19 protein-coding genes are annotated in these 22,914 nt (G+C 41.5%); 9 read left to right on the top strand and 10 right to left on the bottom strand.

The features are described 5' to 3' along the window. Positions 1 to 2: 2 nt before the first annotated feature. From pyrI to GJV22_RS09150, 6 genes are all read right to left on the bottom strand, one after another. Complete coding sequence (gene pyrI / locus GJV22_RS09175) at positions 3 to 473, bottom strand: aspartate carbamoyltransferase regulatory subunit (protein ID WP_163712011.1); 471 nt, start codon at positions 471 to 473, stop codon at positions 3 to 5. A gap of 6 nt (positions 474 to 479) precedes the next feature. Next, positions 480 to 1,388, bottom strand: a complete 909-nt coding sequence (pyrB, locus tag GJV22_RS09170) for an aspartate carbamoyltransferase (protein WP_163712009.1) — start codon at positions 1,386 to 1,388, stop codon at positions 480 to 482. A gap of 306 nt (positions 1,389 to 1,694) precedes the next feature. Continuing rightward, a complete protein-coding gene (locus GJV22_RS09165; RefSeq protein WP_163712006.1) occupies positions 1,695 to 2,294 on the bottom strand; it encodes an IMPACT family protein in 600 nt (199 codons plus the stop codon). 48 nt (positions 2,295 to 2,342) lie between these two features. Further along, positions 2,343 to 3,770 carry a chromosomal replication initiator protein DnaA gene (gene dnaA / locus GJV22_RS09160; protein WP_163712003.1) on the bottom strand — a complete coding sequence of 476 codons (1,428 nt, stop codon included), beginning with the start codon at positions 3,768 to 3,770 and terminating at the stop codon, positions 2,343 to 2,345. 277 nt (positions 3,771 to 4,047) lie between these two features. Beyond that, positions 4,048 to 5,310: an MlaD family protein gene (locus GJV22_RS09155; protein WP_163712000.1), complete on the bottom strand. Its 1,263-nt coding sequence runs from the start codon at positions 5,308 to 5,310 to the stop codon at positions 4,048 to 4,050. Positions 5,311 to 5,438: 128 nt separating this feature from the next. Beyond that, positions 5,439 to 6,647, bottom strand: a complete 1,209-nt coding sequence (locus tag GJV22_RS09150; protein WP_163711998.1) for an N-acetylmuramoyl-L-alanine amidase family protein — start codon at positions 6,645 to 6,647, stop codon at positions 5,439 to 5,441. A 121-nt stretch (positions 6,648 to 6,768) separates the two neighbouring features. Between GJV22_RS09150 and GJV22_RS09145 the strand changes: the two genes are divergently transcribed. The 4 genes from GJV22_RS09145 to GJV22_RS09130 all read left to right on the top strand — a co-directional run bounded on the left by GJV22_RS09145 (position 6,769) and on the right by GJV22_RS09130 (position 12,079). Then, positions 6,769 to 9,489, top strand: coding sequence for a putative LPS assembly protein LptD (locus tag GJV22_RS09145; RefSeq protein WP_163711995.1), 2,721 nt, complete (start codon positions 6,769 to 6,771; stop codon positions 9,487 to 9,489). A gap of 421 nt (positions 9,490 to 9,910) precedes the next feature. Further along, positions 9,911 to 10,516 carry an FKBP-type peptidyl-prolyl cis-trans isomerase gene (locus tag GJV22_RS09140; protein ID WP_163711993.1) on the top strand — a complete coding sequence of 202 codons (606 nt, stop codon included), beginning with the start codon at positions 9,911 to 9,913 and terminating at the stop codon, positions 10,514 to 10,516. Between the two features lie 73 nt (positions 10,517 to 10,589). Continuing rightward, the gene (aroC, locus tag GJV22_RS09135; RefSeq protein WP_163711991.1) at positions 10,590 to 11,663 is read left to right on the top strand and encodes a chorismate synthase; all 1,074 of its coding nucleotides are present in this window, start codon (positions 10,590 to 10,592) and stop codon (positions 11,661 to 11,663) included. Beyond that, positions 11,663 to 12,079 carry a DUF134 domain-containing protein gene (locus GJV22_RS09130; RefSeq protein WP_163711988.1) on the top strand — a complete coding sequence of 139 codons (417 nt, stop codon included), beginning with the start codon at positions 11,663 to 11,665 and terminating at the stop codon, positions 12,077 to 12,079. The genes aroC and GJV22_RS09130 overlap by 1 nt, the downstream gene beginning before the upstream one ends. Positions 12,080 to 12,213: 134 nt before the next feature. Here the strand turns inward: GJV22_RS09130 and GJV22_RS09125 are convergent, their stop codons facing one another. Then, positions 12,214 to 13,434, bottom strand: coding sequence for a dicarboxylate/amino acid:cation symporter (locus GJV22_RS09125; RefSeq protein WP_163711985.1), 1,221 nt, complete (start codon positions 13,432 to 13,434; stop codon positions 12,214 to 12,216). Between the two features lie 241 nt (positions 13,435 to 13,675). Between GJV22_RS09125 and GJV22_RS09120 the strand changes: the two genes are divergently transcribed. The 4 genes from GJV22_RS09120 (at position 13,676) to GJV22_RS09105 (ending at position 19,290) form a co-directional block, all read left to right on the top strand. After that, on the top strand, positions 13,676 to 15,457 hold the full coding sequence (locus GJV22_RS09120; protein WP_163711982.1) for an L-fucose isomerase: 1,782 nt from the start codon (positions 13,676 to 13,678) through the stop codon (positions 15,455 to 15,457). 91 nt (positions 15,458 to 15,548) lie between these two features. Then, entirely contained in the window at positions 15,549 to 16,691 is a 1,143-nt protein-coding gene (locus GJV22_RS09115) for a DUF6786 family protein (RefSeq protein WP_163711979.1), read from the top strand. 36 nt (positions 16,692 to 16,727) lie between these two features. Continuing rightward, entirely contained in the window at positions 16,728 to 18,038 is a 1,311-nt protein-coding gene (gene fucP, locus GJV22_RS09110; RefSeq protein ID WP_205461805.1) for an L-fucose:H+ symporter permease, read from the top strand. A 259-nt stretch (positions 18,039 to 18,297) separates the two neighbouring features. Next, entirely contained in the window at positions 18,298 to 19,290 is a 993-nt protein-coding gene (locus tag GJV22_RS09105) for a GntR family transcriptional regulator (RefSeq protein ID WP_163711974.1), read from the top strand. A 19-nt stretch (positions 19,291 to 19,309) separates the two neighbouring features. Here the strand turns inward: GJV22_RS09105 and GJV22_RS09100 are convergent, their stop codons facing one another. After that, a complete protein-coding gene (locus GJV22_RS09100) occupies positions 19,310 to 20,956 on the bottom strand; it encodes an amidohydrolase (RefSeq protein WP_163711971.1) in 1,647 nt (548 codons plus the stop codon). A 281-nt stretch (positions 20,957 to 21,237) separates the two neighbouring features. On the opposite strand from GJV22_RS09100, the gene GJV22_RS09095 reads away from it, so the two are divergent. After that, on the top strand, positions 21,238 to 21,450 hold the full coding sequence (locus GJV22_RS09095) for a DUF5808 domain-containing protein (RefSeq protein ID WP_163711157.1): 213 nt from the start codon (positions 21,238 to 21,240) through the stop codon (positions 21,448 to 21,450). A gap of 188 nt (positions 21,451 to 21,638) precedes the next feature. On the opposite strand, the gene GJV22_RS09090 is transcribed toward GJV22_RS09095, so the two are convergent. Then, positions 21,639 to 22,109, bottom strand: coding sequence for a hypothetical protein (locus GJV22_RS09090; RefSeq protein ID WP_163711968.1), 471 nt, complete (start codon positions 22,107 to 22,109; stop codon positions 21,639 to 21,641). Between the two features lie 192 nt (positions 22,110 to 22,301). Then, the gene (locus tag GJV22_RS09085) at positions 22,302 to 22,763 is read right to left on the bottom strand and encodes a hypothetical protein (protein WP_163711965.1); all 462 of its coding nucleotides are present in this window, start codon (positions 22,761 to 22,763) and stop codon (positions 22,302 to 22,304) included. Positions 22,764 to 22,914 lie beyond the last annotated feature (151 nt).

Raw genomic sequence — 22,914 nt, 5'->3', positions numbered from 1 at the left:
AATTACTTGATTACCATTTGGTGTTGGTGAGTGATTTTCTCACAATATTTACATTTCAACGCTAACGGACTTTTTGATGTTACTTTGAATGACGTTAGTACATCTTCGTTGTTGGTGATACATTTAGGGTTGAAACATTTCACAATCCCGATAACCTGGTCCGGAACTTCAACAACTTTTTTCTCAACAACTTCATAGTCGCGTATAATGTTTAGCTTCGCATTTGGAGCAATTAATGCAATCCGGTTAATGTCGTCGTTGGCAAAGAACTGGTTCGATACTTTGATAATGGCTTTGGAACCTTGTTGCTCGCTGTCGAGATTAGCGCCAAAGGTAATCATGTTTGTAGTTTTGTCCAGTTCGAGAATGGAGATGACCTTAAAAAGGTTTTCCGATGGAATATGGTCGATAACAGTGCCTTCGCTGATTGCACTGACTTTCAGTTTCAGTTTCTTTTTTATTTTATCGCTCATGGCTGCTTATTTTAGACTTAAGGTGTGGGCAATGATAGCTTCGCGGGCAAAAACGCCGTTCAAAGCTTGATCAAAATAATAAGCTTTTTCATTTTTATCTACATCAGTGTGAATCTCGTTAACACGGGGCAGCGGATGCAGAATGCGCATATTAGGCTTGGTATTGGCCAGCATGCTATTTCGCAGGATGTAGACATTCTTGACTTGTTCGTATTCAATAGGGTCCGAAAAACGTTCTTTTTGTACACGTGTCATATAAACGATATCGGCTTCCGAAATGATGTCGGTAAATTCGCGGTGTTCGAAAAAGCGAATCCCTTTCTCTCGCAAGTAAATTTTGTATTCCTCCGGCATTTGCAATTCATCAGGAGCAATGAAATTGAAGATCGGATTCTCGAACTGGGAGAGTGCCATTAGTAGCGAATGAACAGTTCTTCCGTACTTGAGGTCGCCTACCATGAAGATGTTAATGTTATCCAGCCGCCCCTGTGTTTTCATGATCGAATACATATCGAGTAGGGTTTGGGTTGGATGCTGGTTGGCTCCGTCTCCGGCGTTGATAATTGGAACGGACGATACCTCCGATGCGTAACGGGCACTTCCTTCCAACGGGTGGCGCATTACAATCAGGTCGGCATAATTAGAAACCATGCGAATCGTGTCGTGCAAGGTTTCACCTTTGGTTACACTGGATGAATTAGAATCTGAAAAACCGATTATTCTTCCTCCCAGTCGGTTAATTGCCGTTTCAAAGCTCAACCTGGTGCGGGTTGAAGGTTCAAAGAAGAGGGAGGCAACAACTTTGCCTTCCAACAATTTTTGGTTGGGATTTTGCTCAAAATCCGCAGCCAATTCCATAATCCGAAGGTACTCCTCTTTCGAATAGTCAGTGATGGAAATTAAATCTTTCTTCATTTATGGTGTTTGTTTTTTAGTTTGACACGCAGACACAAAAAAAACCAACAGGAACAAAAGTAACTGTTGGTTTCTCAAAGTCGTTAAATTTTCTGATAGGTGAAATTGCTTAAAATGAACGCTTAATCGACGGGAAAAATAATTCAAAAAAGGGAAATAAATAAAGGAACGGTTGCTGCCATTCGGTGGAAAATAATATCGATTAAGCGGACTCTTCATTAAAACATAAATTTAAGGAGCTCTTGTTTATTAAAGCATGATTTTGAGCAGGAATTATTAATGACTTACTAACAATCAGGTAACAACTTAAATGAGGTTGATCCGAACACCCTCAATGTTTTTAAGGAGGCTAAAAATCCGTTCTGATTCGCTTTCCCGGATTGAAGAGCGAATTTTGCACCTTAAGTCAAATTCGGTTTTCTTTTGCGGCAAAATCTCATCTTTAAATACTTTCATGACACTGTTCATATTCAGATAGTCAAATTCAACCCAAAATGGTACTTCAACCAGTTGTTCTACAATTTTTGCTTCGTCTAATGCAGCAATTGCTGCAGACCGATACGCGTTGATCAGGCCACTTACGCCCAACAAGGTGCCACCAAAATAGCGAACAACCACAATAAGAACATTGGTTAAATCGAGTCGCTGTATTTGTCCTAAGATTGGTTTACCGGCAGTGGAAGATGGTTCACCATCATCATTTGCCCTGAATTGTGTTTTGTCGGCACCCAAACGCCAGGCATAACAATGGTGACGAGCAGAATAGTGTTCTTTTTTTAAGTGCTGTATGAGCTCCTTAATCTCGTCTTCTGTTTCAACAGGGTAGGCAAAAGCCAAGAATTTACTGCCTTTATCTTTGAAAATCCCTTCTGTTGGTCCGGCTATCGTCAAATAAGAGTCTGTCATTTTAACAGGTAAAAAAAAGGCAGATCGTAAAGACCTGCCTGATAATATCTACATTTTCAATTTCTTTTCTATTTCATCGACAAAACTCCTGAAGTTCTTGTCGGTCTCAATGAGGTTATTCACTGTTTTGCAAGCATGCAGAACAGTTGCGTGGTCTTTATTTCCAATTTGCGATCCAATAGACGCCAGAGACGATTTGGTCATGCTTTTGGAGAAATACATGGCTAATTGACGAGCCTGTACAATTTCACGCTTCCGGGTTTTGGTTTGCAAGTTGTCAACCGGCAGATTGAAATAATCGCAGACAACTTTTGAAATATAATCGATTGATAATTCGCGTTTGGAGCTTTTAACCAATTTATTGACCATATCGCTTGCCAGCTCGATGGTAACCTCTTTTTTATTTAAGGTTGACTGTGCTAACAGTGAAACCAAAGCGCCTTCAAGCTCACGTACGTTATTACTAATGTGCGAGGCAATGTATTCCAGCACTTCGTCGCTAATTTCGATTCCGTCTTTGTACGTTTTCCGTTTCAGAATCTCCATGCGGGTTTCAAAATCAGGCACTAAAAGTTCAGCGGTAAGTCCCCATTTGAAACGAGACAGCAAACGCTGCTCCATTCCTTTCAACTCGATTGGTGGTTTATCCGATGTTAAGATCAACTGTTTTCCACTCTGATGAAGGTGATTGAAGATGTGGAAGAAAGTCTCCTGCGTTTTTTCTTTCCCTGCAAATTCCTGTACATCATCTAAAATCAGAACATCAATCATTTGGTAAAAGTGCAAGAAGTCGTTCCGGTTATTATTACGGGTTGCTTCAGTAAACTGCGTTTGGAATTTATTTGCATTTACGTAAAGCACTACTTTGTCCGGAAATTGTTCTTTTACCTGTATTCCGATGGCGTGAGCGAGATGGGTCTTTCCCAAGCCTGAATTTCCAAAAATCATCAGTGGGTTGAACGCGGTTCCACCCGGGTTTTGCGCTACTGCAAAACCGGCAGCACGAGCCAAACTGTTGCATTCACCTTCTACATAGTTTTCGAAGGTATTATCCGACTTCAATTGCGGGTCAACGTGCAATTTCTGAATTCCCGGAATGATAAACGGATTTTTAATAGAGGGTTTCCCCTCAGTCTTAAGCGGCACATTCAGCGGCTTGTTCTGAATCTTTGAATTATTATTGGTTGGATACTTCACGGTATAGGGTTGCGCATTGGCTTGATTCCCCATTACTACCACGTACTCTAATTTGGCTTCTTGCCCGACTTCTTTACGCAAAGTTTTGCGCAATAAATCAATGTATTGTTCTTCCAGATATTCGTAAAAAAACGGACTAGGTACCTGGATGGTCAACACCTGATTATCGATTCGAAGCGGAACAATCGGCTCAAACCAAGTTTTAAAACTTATAGTTGGAACGTTATCACGAATCACACCGAGACAACGATCCCATACACCAAGATGAGTATTAGTCATTTTGAACAGCAGGATTAATTGAGTTCGACAAAAATTTTCCCTTTATTTTCTTTCCCTGAAACAAAAGTGTTCAAAAAAAAAGTATAAAAAAAATGCAAAAGCCCTTGACTTTTTATGAATAATTATAAAGGGATTAGAACTCAATTACTTAAAAAGTTGAAAAAAATTTATGCTATACAACGTGTTGTTTATCAGTTAGTTGCAGTATAGACTCTCGCTAAGTACCGAGAATAAAGGGGATTAGAAATTAGCCACTAAATATATATTATAATCATAGTTAGTTGTTGATCTTACGCAAAGCTTTATCCAGCTTGACTTGGTGGCCTTTTTTGAACGCAATGATGCTGGCATCCGGAAATGATTTCTTGGCCTTCTCTAAAAGTGGATATATTTCCTGAATATCAGATGAATTTCCGATTGAGTAGTTATAAATGCCCGCAATTTCGGTTTCTTCAACCTTGGTGAAACCTTCAAACATGGGGCCGTTGATATTAAGCCGATCGGGACTGGATACAAGGTGTATTTTAAACGTATAGTCAGAATTGCTGATGTCCGAATCTTTATCGGGGTTAATATAGATGCTCTTTCCAAAATCGAGTGCAGCAAAGTGAACATACCGTTTGGGGTTTGTACGGAGATCTTTCAGTAAGTAATCCAAACTGAGACTCAATTGTGTCAGGTTGTGATACAATTCGGGATCATTCACCAGTAGACCGGCTGTTCCTTCTTTGGAGTTTACTTTCGCAATGATTTGATTGACTCCATCAGTTGTTTCCGCAAGGTTTTCCATCATTTCCTTCAGGTTGACCGATGAAATACTATCGGTGATATTTGCGAGATTTCCGGCAATTGATGAAAAATCGTCGGAGCTTTCAGCTAACGAAGAACTCAGTTTGTTCATGTTGGCCAGAATCCCCTGGATATTGCCTCCTTCTGAATGCAGAAGCAGGTCTAGTTGGGCGGAAGCGCTCTCGAGGTTGATGATGGTTTGATTAATATGCGCAAAACTTTCAGATAAATTTTTCCGGGCTTCAGGGTTGAAGACATAAGTAATAACGGTAATCGCAGAATCGAGTGAGGCTATAAGTTGTTCCGCCTTATTTTTCAACGGCAAAACCTGCATGCTCACCTGTTCCTTTAAATCGCCCTCTACGCTTGACGGAATTGTATCGTTTGCCTGGTAAAATTCGTTATTTGGATTAATGAGAAGTTTAATGGAGCGGGTTCCCATAATGTCGCTCGAAATGATTCGTGCTTCTGAACCTAACGGTATTTTAAAGCTACCCTCAATTGAAAAGGAGACCATCAATGTGCCATCATTTTTCTCCGAAAAGTGGATGTCTTTTACTTGCCCAACCTGGTAACCATTGATTGTGACAGAACTGGACTTCATTAGCCCGTCAACATGATCGTAAGCGGCGTAGTAAGTTGTATTGGTATTGAAATAGTCAATACCTTTTAAATAATTAATTCCCCAGATAAATATGGCAACACTTAAGATAATCAATAAACCGAGTTTGGCATATTTCGAAATTTTCATGTTGATCTTTTTTAGGGTTTTTGTTGTTTAATTATAGGAACAATACAGGCTTTTTATGAAGTTTTACAAGACCTTCATTATGCAATAATACTAAGCATTCGAGTAGAAAACAAACCGGATGAAGAGAACTAAGGCGATTGCAGATTCCTCGCTTCTTCGATCGAAATTTGCTTCCCGTCGCAAAAAGCCGTTACAAATGCATCATTGTAATGCTGTTGTGCTTCCGATTTACGCTTCAAAACGTCATTGTAACTTTGTTCCTTGGCGTAGTAATACTTATAAACACCATTGTGTTCAACCATATAAATTGACTTCAACCCCCGGAAATTATAAGGTTTGGTGTCGAGCTTTTTGCCTGCTACAGCGATTTGGATACTGTAGTAGAGTTCTTTTGGACGTTGTTTTTCAACAATTGAATTTGTTTTTTTGAGTTCAGTGCTGATGGCAAGCTTTTTATTCACCTTTTCAACAGTTTTTTCCTTTGAATCTTCCTCATTTGCTTTTTCGCTTGCCAATTGTTCTTCAACGACCAAATCGTGCAATTCAAAACCGTTTCGTGTTTCAAAACCGGCTTTGTATGATTTTACGGCGTCGCAGATAGCTATTGCGAGTTGTTCTTGTCCATTAGCTGAATTTAAATAGGCAGCCTCGTCTGCATTACTCAAGTAACCCGCTTCAATTAAGATACTCGGCATGCTTGTTTGGCGAAGAACCAGGAACCCGGCTTGTTTAACCCCGCGATCCCGTCGAAGTGCCTGGTTTTTAAATTTGCCCTGCACCAGGGCAGCCATGCTGACACTTTGATCGAAATACTCTTCCTGAACCAAGTCAAACATGATATAGGACTCTGAAGAATTGGGGTCGAACCCTTCATATCGGGTCGAATAATCGTCTTCAATTAAAATTACAGCATTTTCCTTTTTTGCAACTTCAAGGTTTTCTTCAGTCTTGTGCATCCCTAAAACAAAGGTTTCGGTTCCGCTAACAGAGGGAGTGGGGCACGAATTTGCATGAAGCGAAAGAAATAAATCGGCTTTACTGTTGATGGCTTTCTCTGCTCGTTCGTGCAGTGGAATGAAAATATCTGTTGATCGGGTATATTCAATTTTCACATCGGGCATTTCCTGCTCGATTTGTTTTCCCAGTTTCAGGGCAAGCTTCAACACAATGTCTTTTTCCCTTATGTTCTGATAAATAGCACCCGGGTCATGACCTCCGTGACCAGGGTCGATAACAATTTTAAAACTCTTTCCGTTTAAATTTTTTGCGTTTAAGTTATTCGTGACGCAGCAAAACGTGAGCAATATCAAAAGGGCTAACCAGCTTCTGTTTATCATGGACAATTAAAATTAGCTTCGATAAAAATAGAAATATTAATATTATTTTTCTGCTGTTAACCTCTTAGTCGCCGATGAATTTATATTTTTGCACACCAACAAGCCACAGAAGGCAATTTTTATGGGCATCTTGAAACGTATACTAATAATATATCTTTTTATTATAACTGGCTTGGCTGCTCATGCGCAGGAAAAGCCCAAGCTGGTGATCGAAGAACTTGACTTTCCGGATTCATTAATTAGTATCGCCCCTGATACTTTGTCACTGGCAATTCCGGATAGTCTTACCTTTTCTGTTGATTCGTTGGCCAGTGATTCTGTTTTGAATGTTCCAAAGGAAAAAAAGCAGGTATTGGAAGCAACGATCAACTATAATGCGACCGATTCGATCATTATTTCGCTTGACGGGAAAAAGGTTTACATGTACAAGGAAGGTTTCGTTACCTACGAAAACATCGAGCTTACCGCAGACTACATTGTTTTGGACCTAAATACAAAAGAAGTTTATGCTGAAGGTTTGCCTGATTCAACCGGCGTTATGCAGGGAACTCCGATATTTAAAGACGGAACGGATGAATTTGAGTGTAAAACGCTACGCTATAACTTCCAGTCGCAAAAGGGAATTATTGAAGATGTAAAGACAGAGCAAGGAGAGGGGTATGTGCATAGTGCACGCACGAAAAAGATTGATAAAGATGCGTTTATTCTCAAAAACGGGAAGTACACGACCTGTGATGCCGATCATCCGCACTTTTACCTGAAAATGACCAAGGCTAAGGTTATTTCAAATAAGAAGATTATTACGGGACCGGCTTATATGGTGCTTGAAGATTTCCCGATTTATTTTCCGATTTTGCCTTTCGGATTCTTTCCGAACTCACCGAGTTATTCATCAGGTATTATTATTCCATCATACGGTGAAGAAAACAGCCGGGGATTTTTCCTGAGGGAAGGTGGTTACTACTGGGCGGCATCTCAATATTTTGATGTTACCTTGAAAGGAGACCTTTATTCCAAAGGTTCCTGGGGAACTTATTTCAATACCAATTACCGGAAGAGATACAAGTTTAACGGAAGTGTTAATGTCCGCTATAATGTCAATAAATACAGCGAGGAAGGATTGCCTGATTACAGCCGGAGTCCGGGATTCAGTGTTCAGTGGACACATTCTCAGGATGGAAAAGCGAATCCTTACCAGTCATTCTCTGCCAGTGTAAACATGTCGAGTTCCAGTTACGATAAACAAAACTCGTACAATGTTTACAGTTATTTGAACCAGCAGAAGTCGTCCAGTATCAGCTATTCCAAGAAGTGGGAAAATTCACCTTTCAATATGTCGGTGAACTTCCGGCACTCGCAAAATTCATCCGACTCGACCATGACGATCAGTTTTCCAGAGATGACTTTCAGCATGTCAAAAATCTACCCTTTCCGCAAGAAGAACCGTGTAGGGAAAGTCAAGTTCTGGGAGAAAATCAGCATCGGTTATACCGGTAATATTAAAAACTCAATAACAGCAAGAGAAGACTCTATTTTTAAAATGTCGTTGGTGAAAGATTGGCAAAACGGTTGGCAACACAGCATTCCAATTACTCTGCCTAGTTTCAACTTGTTGAAATTCATTAATATGAGTCCTTCGTTTAGTTATAAAGAACGTTGGTATACCAATGAAACACGCTCTCGCTATATATTCAATGATTTGACAGGTGAAGAAGTTTTATTGAAGGATACAATCTACGGATTCAAAAGAAACTATGAATATTCCTATGCATTAAGCGCTTCGACCAATATTTACGGGATGTACCTGGTGAAAAATCCGAATTCGAGGATTAAGGCTATTCGTCATAAAATGACACCAACGATGAGCTTTAGTTATCGTCCTGACTTTGGTGATCCTAAGTATGGATTTTGGGAGCGCTATGTTGATGAACGCGGAAAGGTGAAATATTATAACCGGTTCCAAAACGGCGTTTTCGGTTCAACGTCCAGGGGCGAAAGCGGGGCAATATCATTTGGCTTGTCCAATAATGTTGAAGCGAAAGTTGCGGCGAAAAATGATACGATTAGTGCAGGCGATCAAGATGACAAAGATAAATATACCAAAGTGAAAATTTTGGACAATTTAAGTTTCAGTGGATCATACAACCTGGTTGCTGACTCATTGAACTTGAGCAATATCGCTATTCGAGGCAGAACAACGGTCAAGGGAATCAGTATTAATTTTGGAGGAACACTGGATCCGTATTTGACCGATACAACCGGGACGACGAAGATTAATCAGTTTGCCTGGAATAACCGGAACGGTATTGCCAAGTTAGGTCGACTGACGAATGCGAATTTGTCCTTTGGTATGTCTTTTAAATCGAAAGATAAGAAATCAGAGAAAACCGGTGGAGGAGGAGGTGGACAAAAACCACCGAGTGGCACTGATATGGTCGATCAGGGATTTGATGAATTTGGCGAAGCAATGCCTGTGGTAACCATGCTGGGACCCCAATACTACGATTTTAGCATTCCCTGGGAGTTCCGTTTTGATTACACGATGAGCTACTCAAAATCGAATCCGTACAAATCGGCAACGGTAAATCAGAGTGTTAACTTTAATGGTCGAATGAGTTTGACGGATAAATGGAACATGTCTATGACGACAAACTTTGATATCCAGGCCGGAAAGTTCTCGTTTACCACATTCAATGTTTCACGATCATTACACTGTTGGAGTATGAGTTTCAATTTTGTGCCCTTCGGAGATCGGAAAAGTTACAGCTTCTCGCTAAACGCATCTTCTTCGATGCTGAAAGACTTGAAAATTGACAAAAAGAAGAGTTGGTACGATAATTAAGCCAGACTTTGCGAACCAAAAGAGCTGCAATTTTTTGATTTAAAATTGCAGCTCTTTTATGCATAGCCCGAAGAGTAAGGTCGGGCATGACACATATGCGATTTTAAAAGATTGGCAACGTTTTTGATATATCCACTTTAAATGGGGCTAAATCAATTCGGCAGGAAGCAAAAAATGGATATTAAGTCGGTACAAACTACTTGCCGAAAGATACCACAAAACAATAGGGACTGGCAACGATTGAGAAACTCCTGATAAATATTTGTTAAGAGTATTGAATGGTTGCCTGATGAAATAAACTAATGTTGGTTTATGATGTTATCTTTAAATAAAATAAATAAGAATACGGTGTCTTTTTTTATCTGCATGAATTTTATTTCTTTGCAGTTTAATTATTAAAAATCAATCTAAATAATTTTATATGGCGATTTCAAAAAACAAAATGGTTTCTCTGACCTACGATCTGAGAATCGGTGGTGCAGAGGGTGAAATGATCGAACAGGCGACAGCTGAGAGACCATTGAACTTTATTTACGGAGCTGGTACAATGCTTCCTAAGTTTGAGGCTCTGTTGGAAGGTTTGGAACAAGGAAAATCATTCGAAATAAACTTGAATAGCGCAGATGCTTACGGTGAGGTTGACGAGAATGCAATTGTTGATCTTCCGAAGTCTATCTTTATCATGGAAGGTAAATTTGACGACGAAATGATCAAAGTCGGAAATACAGTTCCAATGATGAGCACCAGCGGTCAGCGCATGAATGGCTTGGTTTTGGAAGTTACTGAAGAAACTGTAAAAATGGACTTCAATCACCCGCTTGCAGGTGAAGATTTACATTTCAAAGGTGATATTTTGGAAGTGCGTGAAGCAACTGACGAAGAAATTGCAGCCAGCGTTCAAGGTGGATGTGGAAGCGGTTGTGGTTGTGGCGATGGCGAATCCAGCTGTGGCGACGGCGGTTGCGGATGTGAAGACGAATCATGTTCGACTGAAAGTACACAAGGTGGTTGCGGTTGTGGCCACTAATTGACTCGAAAACTCATTAATTCTCTCACCTTGCCATTGAGACTCTCAGTGGCAAGGTTATATTTTACATCTAATGAATAGCTTTGGACAAATCTTCAGATTAACTTCTTTTGGTGAATCGCACGGACGCGGTATTGGTGGTATCATTGATGGATGCCCTGCAGGATTGGAAATTGACATGGATTTCATTCAAAATGAATTGAACCGCCGCAAACCAGGTCAATCCAAGATCACCACACAGCGAGCAGAATCTGATCAGGTCGAATTTTTATCCGGTATTTTTGAAGGAAAAACACAAGGAACACCGATTGGTTTTATCATTTGGAATAAAGATCAGCATTCCAATGATTACAATAATCTGAAAGATGTTTTTCGTCCTTCGCATGCCGATTATACCTACATCAAAAAATACGGTAGTCGCGACCATCGCGGAGGTGGCCGATCTTCAGCACGGGAAACAATTGCCCGGGTAGTAGCTGGTGCTATTGCCAAATTGCTGTTGAAAAAGCAAGGCATTCAGCTTGATGCTTTTGTGAAACGTGTAGGCGAAATTGAATTAACAAAAAGCTATCAGGAGTTGGATCTGAGTCAGATCGATTCAAATATTGTTCGCTGTCCGGATGCGGAAACTGCCGATAAAATGATTGCCCGTATTGAAGAAGCGGGTAGAGATCACGATACCGTTGGAGGAGTTATTCAAGGAGTTATCCAAGGTGTTCCGGCCGGTTTTGGAGAGCCGGTGTTTAATAAATTACATGCCGATTTGGGGCATGCCATGTTAGGAATCAATGCCGTGAAGGGTTTTGAATATGGTTCCGGTTTCGAAGGAACCAAGTCATCCGGATCGCTGCACAACGATATTTTTGTCAAGACGGAAAGCGGAATTCGGACAAAAACGAACCATTCCGGAGGTATCCAGGGCGGAATCAGCAACGGAGAAGACATTTATTTTAATGTCGCCTTCAAACCCATTGCCACCTTATTAAAAGAGCAACAAACAGTTGATAAAGAAGAAAATGAAACGGTCATCAATCCGAAAGGAAGACATGACCCCTGTGTTCTCCCAAGGGCAGTGCCTATTGTTGAAGCAATGGCAGCGCTTGTTTTAGCCGATCATTACTTATTGAATAAAATAAATCAGATTTAATGCCACGGAAAAAAAGAGATCGCCGATTACTGGCTCCTCCTTCGATTAAAGGATTATCTGTTTATGGGCCGAAAAATCGCTCAGAGCAGGTTGTGCTTTATTTTGAGGAGTACGAAGCCATTAAATTATTGGACTATGAGAATATGACCCAGGAAGAGGCAGCTGTTTGTATGGATGTTTCACGTCCAACCCTGACACGAATCTACGAGTCGGCCAGAAATAAGGTAGCTCAATCGATGGTGGAGGGGAAAGACCTGATAATCCGTGGCGGTAATTTCCAGTTCGATGAGAATTGGTTTTACTGTAACAACTGCCAGGCAAAGTTCAACCGTTTCGTTGAAGCCGAGAAAACCTGTCCTGTGTGTAATTCTTTGGAAATAATCACTTTGAATGATTTTTATTCAGATGAAAACTAGTCTTTAGTTTTCTATTTCCACTGCACCCCTAAAGATTCCCTTGTTTATTCGGTTAGCGCCAATAAATGAGGGAATTTTTTTTGCGCTAAGCCGGTTCCTCCGGCATCGACAAAGTCCCGTAAAACTCTTCGTTTTTAAACCAATGTTTTTTCACCTTCACTTTTAGCGATAATAACAGCACCGCAGCTGTCGCTCCAAACATTGACTGAAGTTCGGTACATGTCCAGAATCCGGTCAACAGCCAGAATAAGGCCGACACCTTCGAGTGGCAGATTTACAGCCGACAGAATAATTGTAATCATGACCAGACCGGCCATTGGGATACCGGCAGCTCCTATTGAAGCCATCAGCGCGGTGACAACAACCAGCATTTGCTGGCTAAAACTCAAGTCGATGCCGTACACCTGTGCGATGAACATGGCGGCAACACATTCGTACAAGGCTGTTCCGTCCATATTTATTGTAGCACCCAGTGGTAAGGTAAAGCTGGTAATTTTGTTGGATACTCCACTGTCTTTTTCTACGGCTTCAATTGTCAGTGGTAACGTAGCGCTTGATGAAGATGTTGAAAATGCCGTTAAAAGGGGCGAGATCATATTTTTTAGGTGTCGGAAGGGATGTGCCCTGCCGACAACTTTAACGATGACAGGTAGCGTTATAAAGGCATGGATACTTAATGCCAGGATAACGGTTAGCATGTAAATGGCCATACTACCGGCAAGAGAGGTAAGCTGTTCTGCATTTCGAGCCACTTCTTTAGCAACAATTCCTAAAATACCAAGTGGTGTAAACCGAATGATAAACATGGTCATCTGCATCATCACGTCAAAGGCGCTATCGAAAAAGTTCGTGAGTGTTTGCTGGTATTTGGTTTTGGCCGCATTGATGAAAAAACCAAAAAGGATTGCAAAAAAGATAATGGAAAGGATGTCTCCATTTACGAGGGACTGAAAGATATTTTCAGGAATCATCCGCACAAAAATGTCTGAAATATGGGATTCGTGTGCCTCAAATGTCCCGGTATTGGCTGTGAGTCCCATATCAACACCAACTCCCGGTTTAATCAGGTTTACCATTACTAGACCAGTTAGAATGGCAAAGAGTGAAGTTACCATGTAGTAGAATAGTGTTTTCAGTCCTAATCGTCCTAAATTTTTCCCGCTCCCCATACTCGTAACACCACTTACAATCGAACTGAAGATAAGCGGGATAATAATCATTTTTAACAAGCGCAGGAAGATGTCTCCCATCCAGGCAATGTACTTTACTTGATCGCCGAAGAGATAACCAAGGAATACAGCAACTACTAAGGCAATTAGAATTTGCCAGTGCAATTTTATTTTTAAGAGAGACATATGCGTGAGTTTAAATTTCTAAAATATAGAATATTACCGGCTTCTATTCATCGAATACTTAAATGTCTGTTTTCAGGAATGAACGCTGTCAATTTGTACATTTTATCAAACAATTTCAGAACCGTTTGTCACAAATCTAATGATAAAAAATGTTTATCAGCATAAAACAAGCTAAAAGAAAATATTCTAAATTGCAGCACAGTACAGCACAATACAATGAACCAATAAAATAGAATCTAATATGTCAAACCGTTTAATCGGACGTTTACCCAAAGTAGGTATCCGTCCTGTCATTGATGGACGTGAACGCGGTGTTCGCGAATCGCTTGAAGTTCAAACCATGAACATGGCCAAAGCTGCCGCTACTTTAATCGAAGAAAATTTACGTTTCCCTTCGGGTGAGAAAGTTGAATGCGTTATTGCCGATACGACGATCGGTGGTGTTGCCGATGCTGCTAAATGCGCTGACCAATTCAAGCGGGAAGGAGTGGAGGTATCATTGACTGTTACGCCATGTTGGTGTTATGGAACAGAAGTGATGGATGCCGATCCTTCGATCCCTAAAGCAGTTTGGGGTTTCAACGGAACGGAGCGTCCTGGCGCTGTATATCTGGCCGCAGCATTGGCGGGTTATACGCAAAAAGGACTACCGGCTTTTGGCATCTACGGCCGCGATGTGCAGGATGCTGGCGACACAAGCATTCCGGCTGATGTCAAAGAAAAGATCCTGCGGTTCGTCAAGGCTGCTTTGGCCGCCGCTCAAATGAAAGGTAAATCTTATTTGTCAATTGGCTACACCTCAATGGGGATTGCAGGTTCAATGGTTAATCCGGACTTTTTCCAGGATTACCTGGGGATGCGCACCGAGTTTGTTGATTCGGTTGAAGTCAAACGTCGTATCGATCAGGATATTTACGATAAAGATGAATTTGCAAAGGCTTTGGCTTGGGTGAAGGAGAATTGCAGCGAAGGCGAAGACCGCAATGCGACTGAAAGCCAGTCGGATCGGGAACGTAAAGATTGGGAGTGGGATACTGTGGTGAAAATGACTCTCATTTGCCGCGACCTGATGATTGGCAATCCTAAACTGGCCGAATTAGGTTTTGGCGAAGAAGCGAAAGGGCACAACGCCATCACAGGAGGTTTTCAGGGGCAGCGACAGTGGACCGATTATTACCCGAATGCTGACTTCACGGAGGCTATTTTAAATTCATCCTTCGACTGGAATGGTATTCGCGAGGCCTTTGTGTTTGCGACTGAAAACGATAGCTTAAATGCGGTGCCCATGCTTTTTGGACACTTGCTAACCAATACAGCACAAATATTTTCCGATGTTCGGACTTTCTGGAGTCCAGAATCCGTGAAGCGGGTTACCGGAAAAGAACTTTCCGGTTTGGCTAAAGATGGAATTATCCACTTGATCAACTCCGGATCCACGACCTTAGATGCTACAGCGCAGCAAAAAGATGTTGATGGTAATCCAGTCATGAAAGCGTTCTGGGATATTACGGATGAAGATGCAGCGGCTTGCCTTGAAAATACGGTTTGGAGTCCGGCCGACTTGGGCTACTTCCGCGGTGGCGGCTATTCTTCTCAATTTAAAACAGCGGGTGAAATGCCGGTAACCATGTCACGCGTAAATTGGGTGAAAGGACTTGGACCCGTTTTGCAAATTGCAGAAGGTTGGACGGTTGAATTGCCTGATGATGTTCACGAGGTGCTGGATGAACGAACCAATCCAACCTGGCCGACAACCTGGTTTGTACCTCGCCTGACTGGTGAAGGTGCTTTTCAGGATGTTTACAGCGTAATGGCAAACTGGGGTGCCAATCATGGAGCGATCTCCTTTGGACATATCGGTGCCGATTTGATCACCTTGGCATCAATCCTACGGATTCCGGTGTGTATGCACAATGTTGCGGAGAATGCTATTTTCCGGCCAAGTGCATGGGCTTCATTCGGAATGGATAAGGAAGCGGCGGACTATAAAGCTTGCCAAACTTACGGGCCTATGTTTGCCTGATTCAATAAATGAATTTTATCTTAGCGAATATTTCAGTGGTTTCGGTTTTTTTGCCGAAACCACTGTTTCTAATTTGATTTAATTCTACGACATGTCATTTAAAAAAGGACAATACGGATTCGACCTGGAGTGTCTTCAAAAAAGCCAAACGGTAATTGAACTGGTCGGTGAAGAGTCGCGCGTTATAGTTGCTCCCGATTTGCAGGGAAGGGTTATGACCAGTAGCACTTCCGGCAAAGGCGGTTATTCTTTTGGATGGGTAAATCACGAGCTGATTAGCACGGAGGAACGTTCGAAACAATTTAATGCTTTTGGCGGCGAAGAGCGCTTCTGGCTTGGTCCCGAAGGTGGTCAGTTTTCTTTTTATTTTGAAAAAGGAAAGCCTTTGACAATGGATAACTGGAAAGTTCCGCAAGCGATTGATACCATGCCTTGGGAAGTACAGGAAGTGATGCCGGAACTGGCAACTTTATACAAAGAATTTAGTTTGAAAAACTATTCGGGAACCGAATTTTACTTGGCTGTAACCCGCCGTGTAGGTATTATTATGCCCGACGAAATTTCCTTTGTTTTGAATCATCAACCCGGTTCATCGGTGAAGTCTGTTGCTTATGAATCGTTGAACCAGGTTAAAAATACAGGGAATAATGCGTGGAGTAAGGTCGATGGTTTACCATCAATATGGATGTTATCGATGTACAATCCTTCACCGGATGTTGTAATTATCGTGCCATTTAACCCGGATGGGGAAAGACCGGTAGTCAAATCGGACTATTTTGGCGAAATTCCGTCTGATCGTATTAAAATCCTAGATGATTATATCCTGTTGAAAGCCGATGGTCAGTGCCGGAGTAAAATTGGTATTCCTCCAGCGCGTGCCAAGCGCTTTCTGGGGAGTTACGACCACCAAAATATGCGACTGACTATTCTTGAGACGACCCTTAATCCTTATGCCACTGACTATGTCAATTCGGCTTGGGAAGAAGTGCAAACGGAGCCTTTTAAGGGGGATCTAATCAATGCCTACAATGACGGTCCTTTAGCGAATGGCTCGCAACTTGGGCCTTTTTACGAGCTGGAGTCCTCTTCAGAGGCGCTTCAGTTGAAGCCAGGGGAGAGCCATATTCACATCCAGCGGACCTATCATTTTGAAGGAACTGAATCCGACTTAAATGAGATTGCTAAAACGGTGCTGGGTGTTTCATTACTGACTTTAAAAGATGCCTTTGATTGATATTCAAACCAAATAACTAAACAAACAAAACCAATCGTGAAAACCAAACAAAGAGTTGTACCGACGGAATACATCATTCCGTTTGTTTTAATTACCAGTTGCTTTGCCTTGTGGGGCTTCGCCAATGATATTACCAATCCGATGGTGGAAGCCTTTTCCCGTATTTTCAATATGGGGGTTGGTGGAGGAACCTGGGTGCAAGTTGTATTTTACGGTGGCTACGGGGCGATGGCCTTCCCAGCTGCCTTTTTCATTCGTAAATATTCCTATAAAGCAGGTATTCTGATGGGGCTAGGGCTTTATGCCACTGGTGCTTTGCTGTTTATCCCGGCCAATGCTATCGGCATGTATTATCCCTTCTTGGTTGCCTATTTTGTGATGACCTGCGGCCTTTCTTTTTTAGAGACAAGTGCCAATCCTTATATTCTGTTTATGGGACCCGACAGCACAGCTACCCGCCGGTTGAACCTGGCGCAGGCGTTCAACCCGATGGGCTCTCTGACTGGAATGTTTGTCGCTAAAACGTTGATTCAGGCTCGTCTCGATCCTCGGGGAGCCGATGAACGGGTTTTGCTGTCACCCGAACAATTTGATGCGTTGAAAACGCACGATCTCGATATTTTGAGTTCGCCTTATGTCGCTATCGGGGGTGTTATCATCGCGGTATTTCTTGTCATCCTATTTGCTAAAATGCCAAGGAACGAGGAGTCTTCGCATGATTTGAATCTTATCGGAGCATTGAAAAACCTGATGAAAGTGCCGCGTTATTACGAAGGAGTTGTAGCTCAACTTTTTTATGTAGGGGCGCAAATCATGTGTTGGACTTTCATCGTGCAATACGGACAGCGAATTTTCATGGAGCAGTTTGGGATGAGTGCCGGAGAAGCTGCACAAAAGGCTCAAATGCATAATATTTTTGCGATGGGTAGCTTTTTGGTAGCACGATTCGTTTGTACCTTTTTGCTTAAATATATTCGTCCGGGGCGCTTGCTGATGATCTTATCCGTTGGAGCGATAGGCCTGTCTGCAGGAACCATCCTGTTTCAGGATATTTGGGGATTATACTGTCTGGTTGGAATTTCGGCTTGTATGTCGCTTATGTTTCCAACGATCTACGGAATTGCGTTGCGCGGCATGGGCGAGGATGCCAAATTTGGTGCTGCAGGATTAATCATGTCTATCGTTGGTGGTACTTTCCTGCCAAAGATTCAAGCATATGTTATCGATCAGGAAACCTTGTTTAACCTGCCTGCAGTGAATATTTCGTTTGTGATACCGCTCATTTGTTTTGTCATAATCGGCATTTATGGCTATCGCACCTTTACGATTCACTATTATGCAGATTAGGTTCATAAAACGAACTGATTCAAGGATGAGATTAAATTGTTTTTTAGGAAAAGCTTTGACAGAAGTTAGTGGTAATTCGGGCAGAATTGCTATTTTTGAAGCGAATATAATGGCAGCCTTTACCGGTTGCTTTATGAAAACTTCAATTAATATCCAATCTCGGATGTTAATGCTTTTCTACTATATTCAGATAAGTTGTTGGGTTTATAGGCCTGAATTGCAGTGGCAATTCAGGCTTTTTTGTACGCGAATGTGAACTATGAGTTTTCAATTTTCAATTAACAAAGCTTCGGCTCAAACTAAAATTCAGCAGTTGTTACATGCCATCAACGAGGCAATTAGCAACGGCGACTTAAAAGAAGGTGACTTTTTACCTTCCGTTAACCAGTTGAGTAAATCCAGCGGCTTATCGCGCGACACGATTTTTAAAGCTTACAGCCTATTAAAGCAACGCAGTATTATTTCATCAACGCCGACTAAAGGGTATTTTGTGAATTCAGTTTCGTTTAAGGTGATGATGCTGCTCGACGACTTTAGTGCCTTTAAAGAACAACTATACAGCAATTTTCGCAATAATTTGCCTGAAAACTATGTGGTTGATCTACTTTTTCATCATTACAACCCAGATGTGTTTGAGCAGTTAATTCAAAATAGTCTGGGGAGGTACAGCATGTATATTGTGATGAACATCAAGCATCACCGGATGGAAGAGGTGGTACGCAAAATTGATCCCAATAAACTATTGATTTTGGATATGGGAACGCCTGATAGTACTGATATTTCAACGTTGACGCAGGATTTCGCAGAAGGTCCGGTTGCCTGTTTGCAGGAAGTTGCCGAGCGCATTTCAACTTACAACCAGTTTAACCTGGTCTTCCCCCAAACGACACCTCATCCGGTCGAATTTATCGATTCATTTATTTCATTTTGTGAAAATAACTCGATTACCCACAGTATTATAGATCGGTTAACGGATCAATTAGTTCAGGTTGGTCAAGCTTATTTTGTCATTAAAGAAGAGGACTTGGTTTACATTGTTAAAAGCTGTAAGAAACAAGGCCTTCAGCTTGGAAAAGATGTTGGTTTGATTGCCTATAACGATTCACCTCTGAAAGAACTGGTGGGCGATGGCATTACTGTGATCTCGGTTGACTTTTCTGAAATGGGAGCTAAAGCGGCCCGTTTTGTTGAGTCGAAAGAGAAGATCTTTGAGACACTTCCTCCGAAGCTAATTCTTCGCGGATCATTGTAAATCGGTTGAATTAGAAGCCTTATTTGGCGCTATAAACTAATTCTCCCGACGAATAGGTTTTCAATATTTTGGCTTCATGAATTTGCTTCCGGCTGGCGGTCATCAAATCAATATCCATTAATACAAAGTCCGCCCATTTGCCCGGTTCTAAACACCCTTTTTCTTCTTCTTCAAAACCGGCTTTAGCAGCCCATATGGTCATGGAACGCAAGGTTTCTTGCCTGGACAAAGCATTTTCAATTTGAAAACCACCTTCTGGAAAATCATTTGCATCCTGCCTGAAAACCGAAGCACAAAATGTATACATTGGGTTGATGTTCTCCACCGGAAAGTCGGTCCCGTTTGGTAGCCATCCGTTTTGCTGTAATAATTGTTCGTAGGCATAGGCACCTTTCAATCGGTCCTCTCCAAGCCGATCAACGGCCCAATACATGTCGGACGTACAGTGTGTTGCCTGAACCGAAGGAATGACCGAAAAGGCAGCTAAACGATCAAAATCGTCCGGATGAAACACCTGCGCATGCTCTATTCGCCAGCGTCGATCATTTTTGCCTTTAAGCAGGGCAGAATAAATATCCAGTACTTCGCGGTTTCCGGCATCGCCGATGGCATGTGTCGCAACCTGGTAATTGTTTTCAAATGCCAGTTTACAAATTTCTTTGATCGACTCTTCGGAGCTAAGATGTAGCCCGTGATTGCCGGGATCATCCGAATAATCCTCAATTAGCAGCGCTCCGCGTGAACCTAGAGCCCCATCAGCGTATAACTTAACGGTATTCACATGCAAGTAGTCAGTTTTGTATTCTCTCTGCTTCATGAAATAATCCAGGTTTTCTTCTGTAGGCGAAATCATTGCATTTACCCGCATTTTCAGTCTTCCTGCTTGTTGCATCTCATCCATCAGTAGAATAATATCTTTGTCAAGCCCGCAGTCGGTAACAGAGGTTAATCCGACTGCAAAACAATTTGCTTGTGCCAGTTGAAGCGATTTTTCGTTTTCTGCTTTGGTTAAATTTGGAATTAGCTGTGCCACTGAAATAGCAGCTCGGTCTATTAGTATCCCCGTAGGCTGACCGTCTTTTAGTAAAATTTCTCCACCTTCAACCTTCGTCGTAGAACTAATTTCAGCCAGTTCCAATGCTTTTGAATTACACCAACCCGCATGCCCGTCGATCCGTTCCAGAAAGACCGGCACATCAGGGAACAGTTCATTCAGCCTTGAGTTATCCGGAAAGCCGATTTCGTCCCAGTCATTCTGATCCCAGCCGCTTCCCAGAACCCAATCACCGCCGTATTGCGCGTAGTGTGCTTTTATCCGCTCATATATTTCTTCCGGATTTTTGGTGCCGGTTAGGTCGGCATATTTCATGCAGTTTACCCCGTAACTGAAGAAATGACAATGGGCATCGTGAAAACCGGGATAGATGAAAGCGCCTTTGGCGTCAAGCATTTGGGCCGACTCATACCTTTCGGCCAATTCATCGAAGTCGCCGGCTGCTACAATTTTGCCGTCATTAATAATCAGGCAATTGGCGGTCGAGAAATCCGCATCAACCAGATAGGCCTGCGTATTGGAAACGATTAAATCAACTTTCATTTTAGAGGAATGACTACATGAGATGAATAATCCCGTAATGATCGTGAAAATAAGTTTGGAAAATTTCATGCTTGAAGGATTAATTTGCACTTCAATTTAAGGAATAAAAGCAACAAATGAAACGCGAAACAGAAGCAGGTCGTCTCTTTCATCCAGTTTTTAAGCTTCATTTTTTCTTCGTTGCAGGATCGCCGATTAGGATTGAAATGGGAATTCAATCTAATAACTAATAAAAACTATGGTTTGTAGAAATGTTTTTTGAAGTAGTTTTATTACATTTATAATTGCGAACCAATTAAACGATCGTTCTAAACGGGTAGCGCGTATATTCTGATTTAAAAATGACTGAAATGAAAATTAAACTGGAAAAGGAAATCTTAGACCGAATGAGTAAAGATCCGGGTAACTGGGTTGGCCCTTTTTATCACAACCGGAGAGATCCACGTTTGGTCGTCCCGAAGTATAATCCGAATATGGGGTTAACGTTGAATTTTGCGAGTCCGTATGCCTGGCTTACTTTGGCTGGCATTATTGCAGCTTCTATAGCATACGGTTTTTTGTAATAAGAGGGAAGAGGCATCTTGTTGAAAAACTGAAATTCAGAGATCCGGAAGTTATTTGGGAGAACGGTGGTGCGATCTGTTTTGAATAACAATAGACGCAGCAGACTTAGCCTTACAATACTGCAAATATTCATTGCATTTAGAGCAAAAACTTATTGCCTAAAGGGACGTAGAGCACATAAAATACATCAGGTCGTTTTATTAGCTTCGCGACGAACAGCATTGGTGAACTGGTGAGCAAAATATTGCACGTTCCGGTCGAGCAATCGATATCCAAAAGACGACAGCTCAAAAATAGCCGGGAAGTATTTCAGCAAGATTTTGTTTAATTCGTATTTTACCTTCTGAATTTCAACTGTCTGGTCCGAAGAAATAGTCTGCTTTGCCAGCAGGACCGAAAAAGATTTCAATTCCATTTCCTGACGGTATTCGGGGTAAGTACGGTCTTTCTCGACTACCGCGTTTGAAAGGCGTAAGGCTTCTTCTGCCATTGCATCAATAAATTCGATTAATTCGTCGGTTTCCTGTACTTGATAAATATCAGTGATTGCCGAGCTGAATGCCGCATAAAAATCATTTTTGAAACGCGTTTTAAAGGCATCCATTTTCTTAAATTCCTCAAATATTTCGCGCATTACTCTCTCTTTATTTAATTCCATAGATTCACTTTTTTAATTTATAACATTTTTGCTGCTCAAAAAGATTAATGGTTTATATTCTAAAACAGTTGTTTTTTGTAACATAAAAGGAAAAAAAAGAACCTATTTGATCTTTTGGTCAAAATAAAAGCGGGAAAATATATCTCTAGAGATCTAATCCCGCTTTAACCAGCTCTATTTATCCCAGTTTGCCTATGGGCATAACGACTTCTCCGCAACAACTTCCCATGTATCAAGAGCAACATAGCCACTCCCAACATAGTGGTTCCCCATATCACCCATAATATTCCAGTGAATTGTATAGTTATCCATCATACCCTCTTCAAATTTAATCCGGTCTTTTTCCTTTATTTTAAAGGTTTCGCCGGTCATCTGGCTGGTAAGTTCTCCTTCAAAATTGACCAAAACCCATTTGTCTTCATTAGCCAAAATATGCCAGCGAAAATGCGCTGTAATGTCCCCTTCCAGGTAATCAATCATTTCACCATCACAAATTAGTGGAGTGAAGTATCCGCTTTCAGTTTTCCACTGGTAGGTTTTTGTGTCGGCCGATTTTAAGGTGGATTGAGTGGCGTCATTCACAAAATCATCATTCTTATTACATCCTACAGCAATAAAAATGAAGCCAAGCAATAGAACAAGAATTTTTTTCATGATTATTGATTTTTAGGTTTTTGTGTTCAAATTAAGGATAAGAAAGAGTACGTTCAATCCGTAATTTTCCTGAAATTCTGCTTATTGTAGCAGGTAGGACGCGATTTTTGTCGACTTCTGCCTGCGTTAAAACGATACAAGCATGATCTGT

This window comes from Mangrovibacterium lignilyticum, assembly GCF_010882175.1.
GTDB lineage: Bacteria > Bacteroidota > Bacteroidia > Bacteroidales > Prolixibacteraceae > Mangrovibacterium > Mangrovibacterium lignilyticum.
Note: the sequence above shows the minus strand (reverse complement) of the source record. Positions and strands in the feature narration are given on the sequence as shown.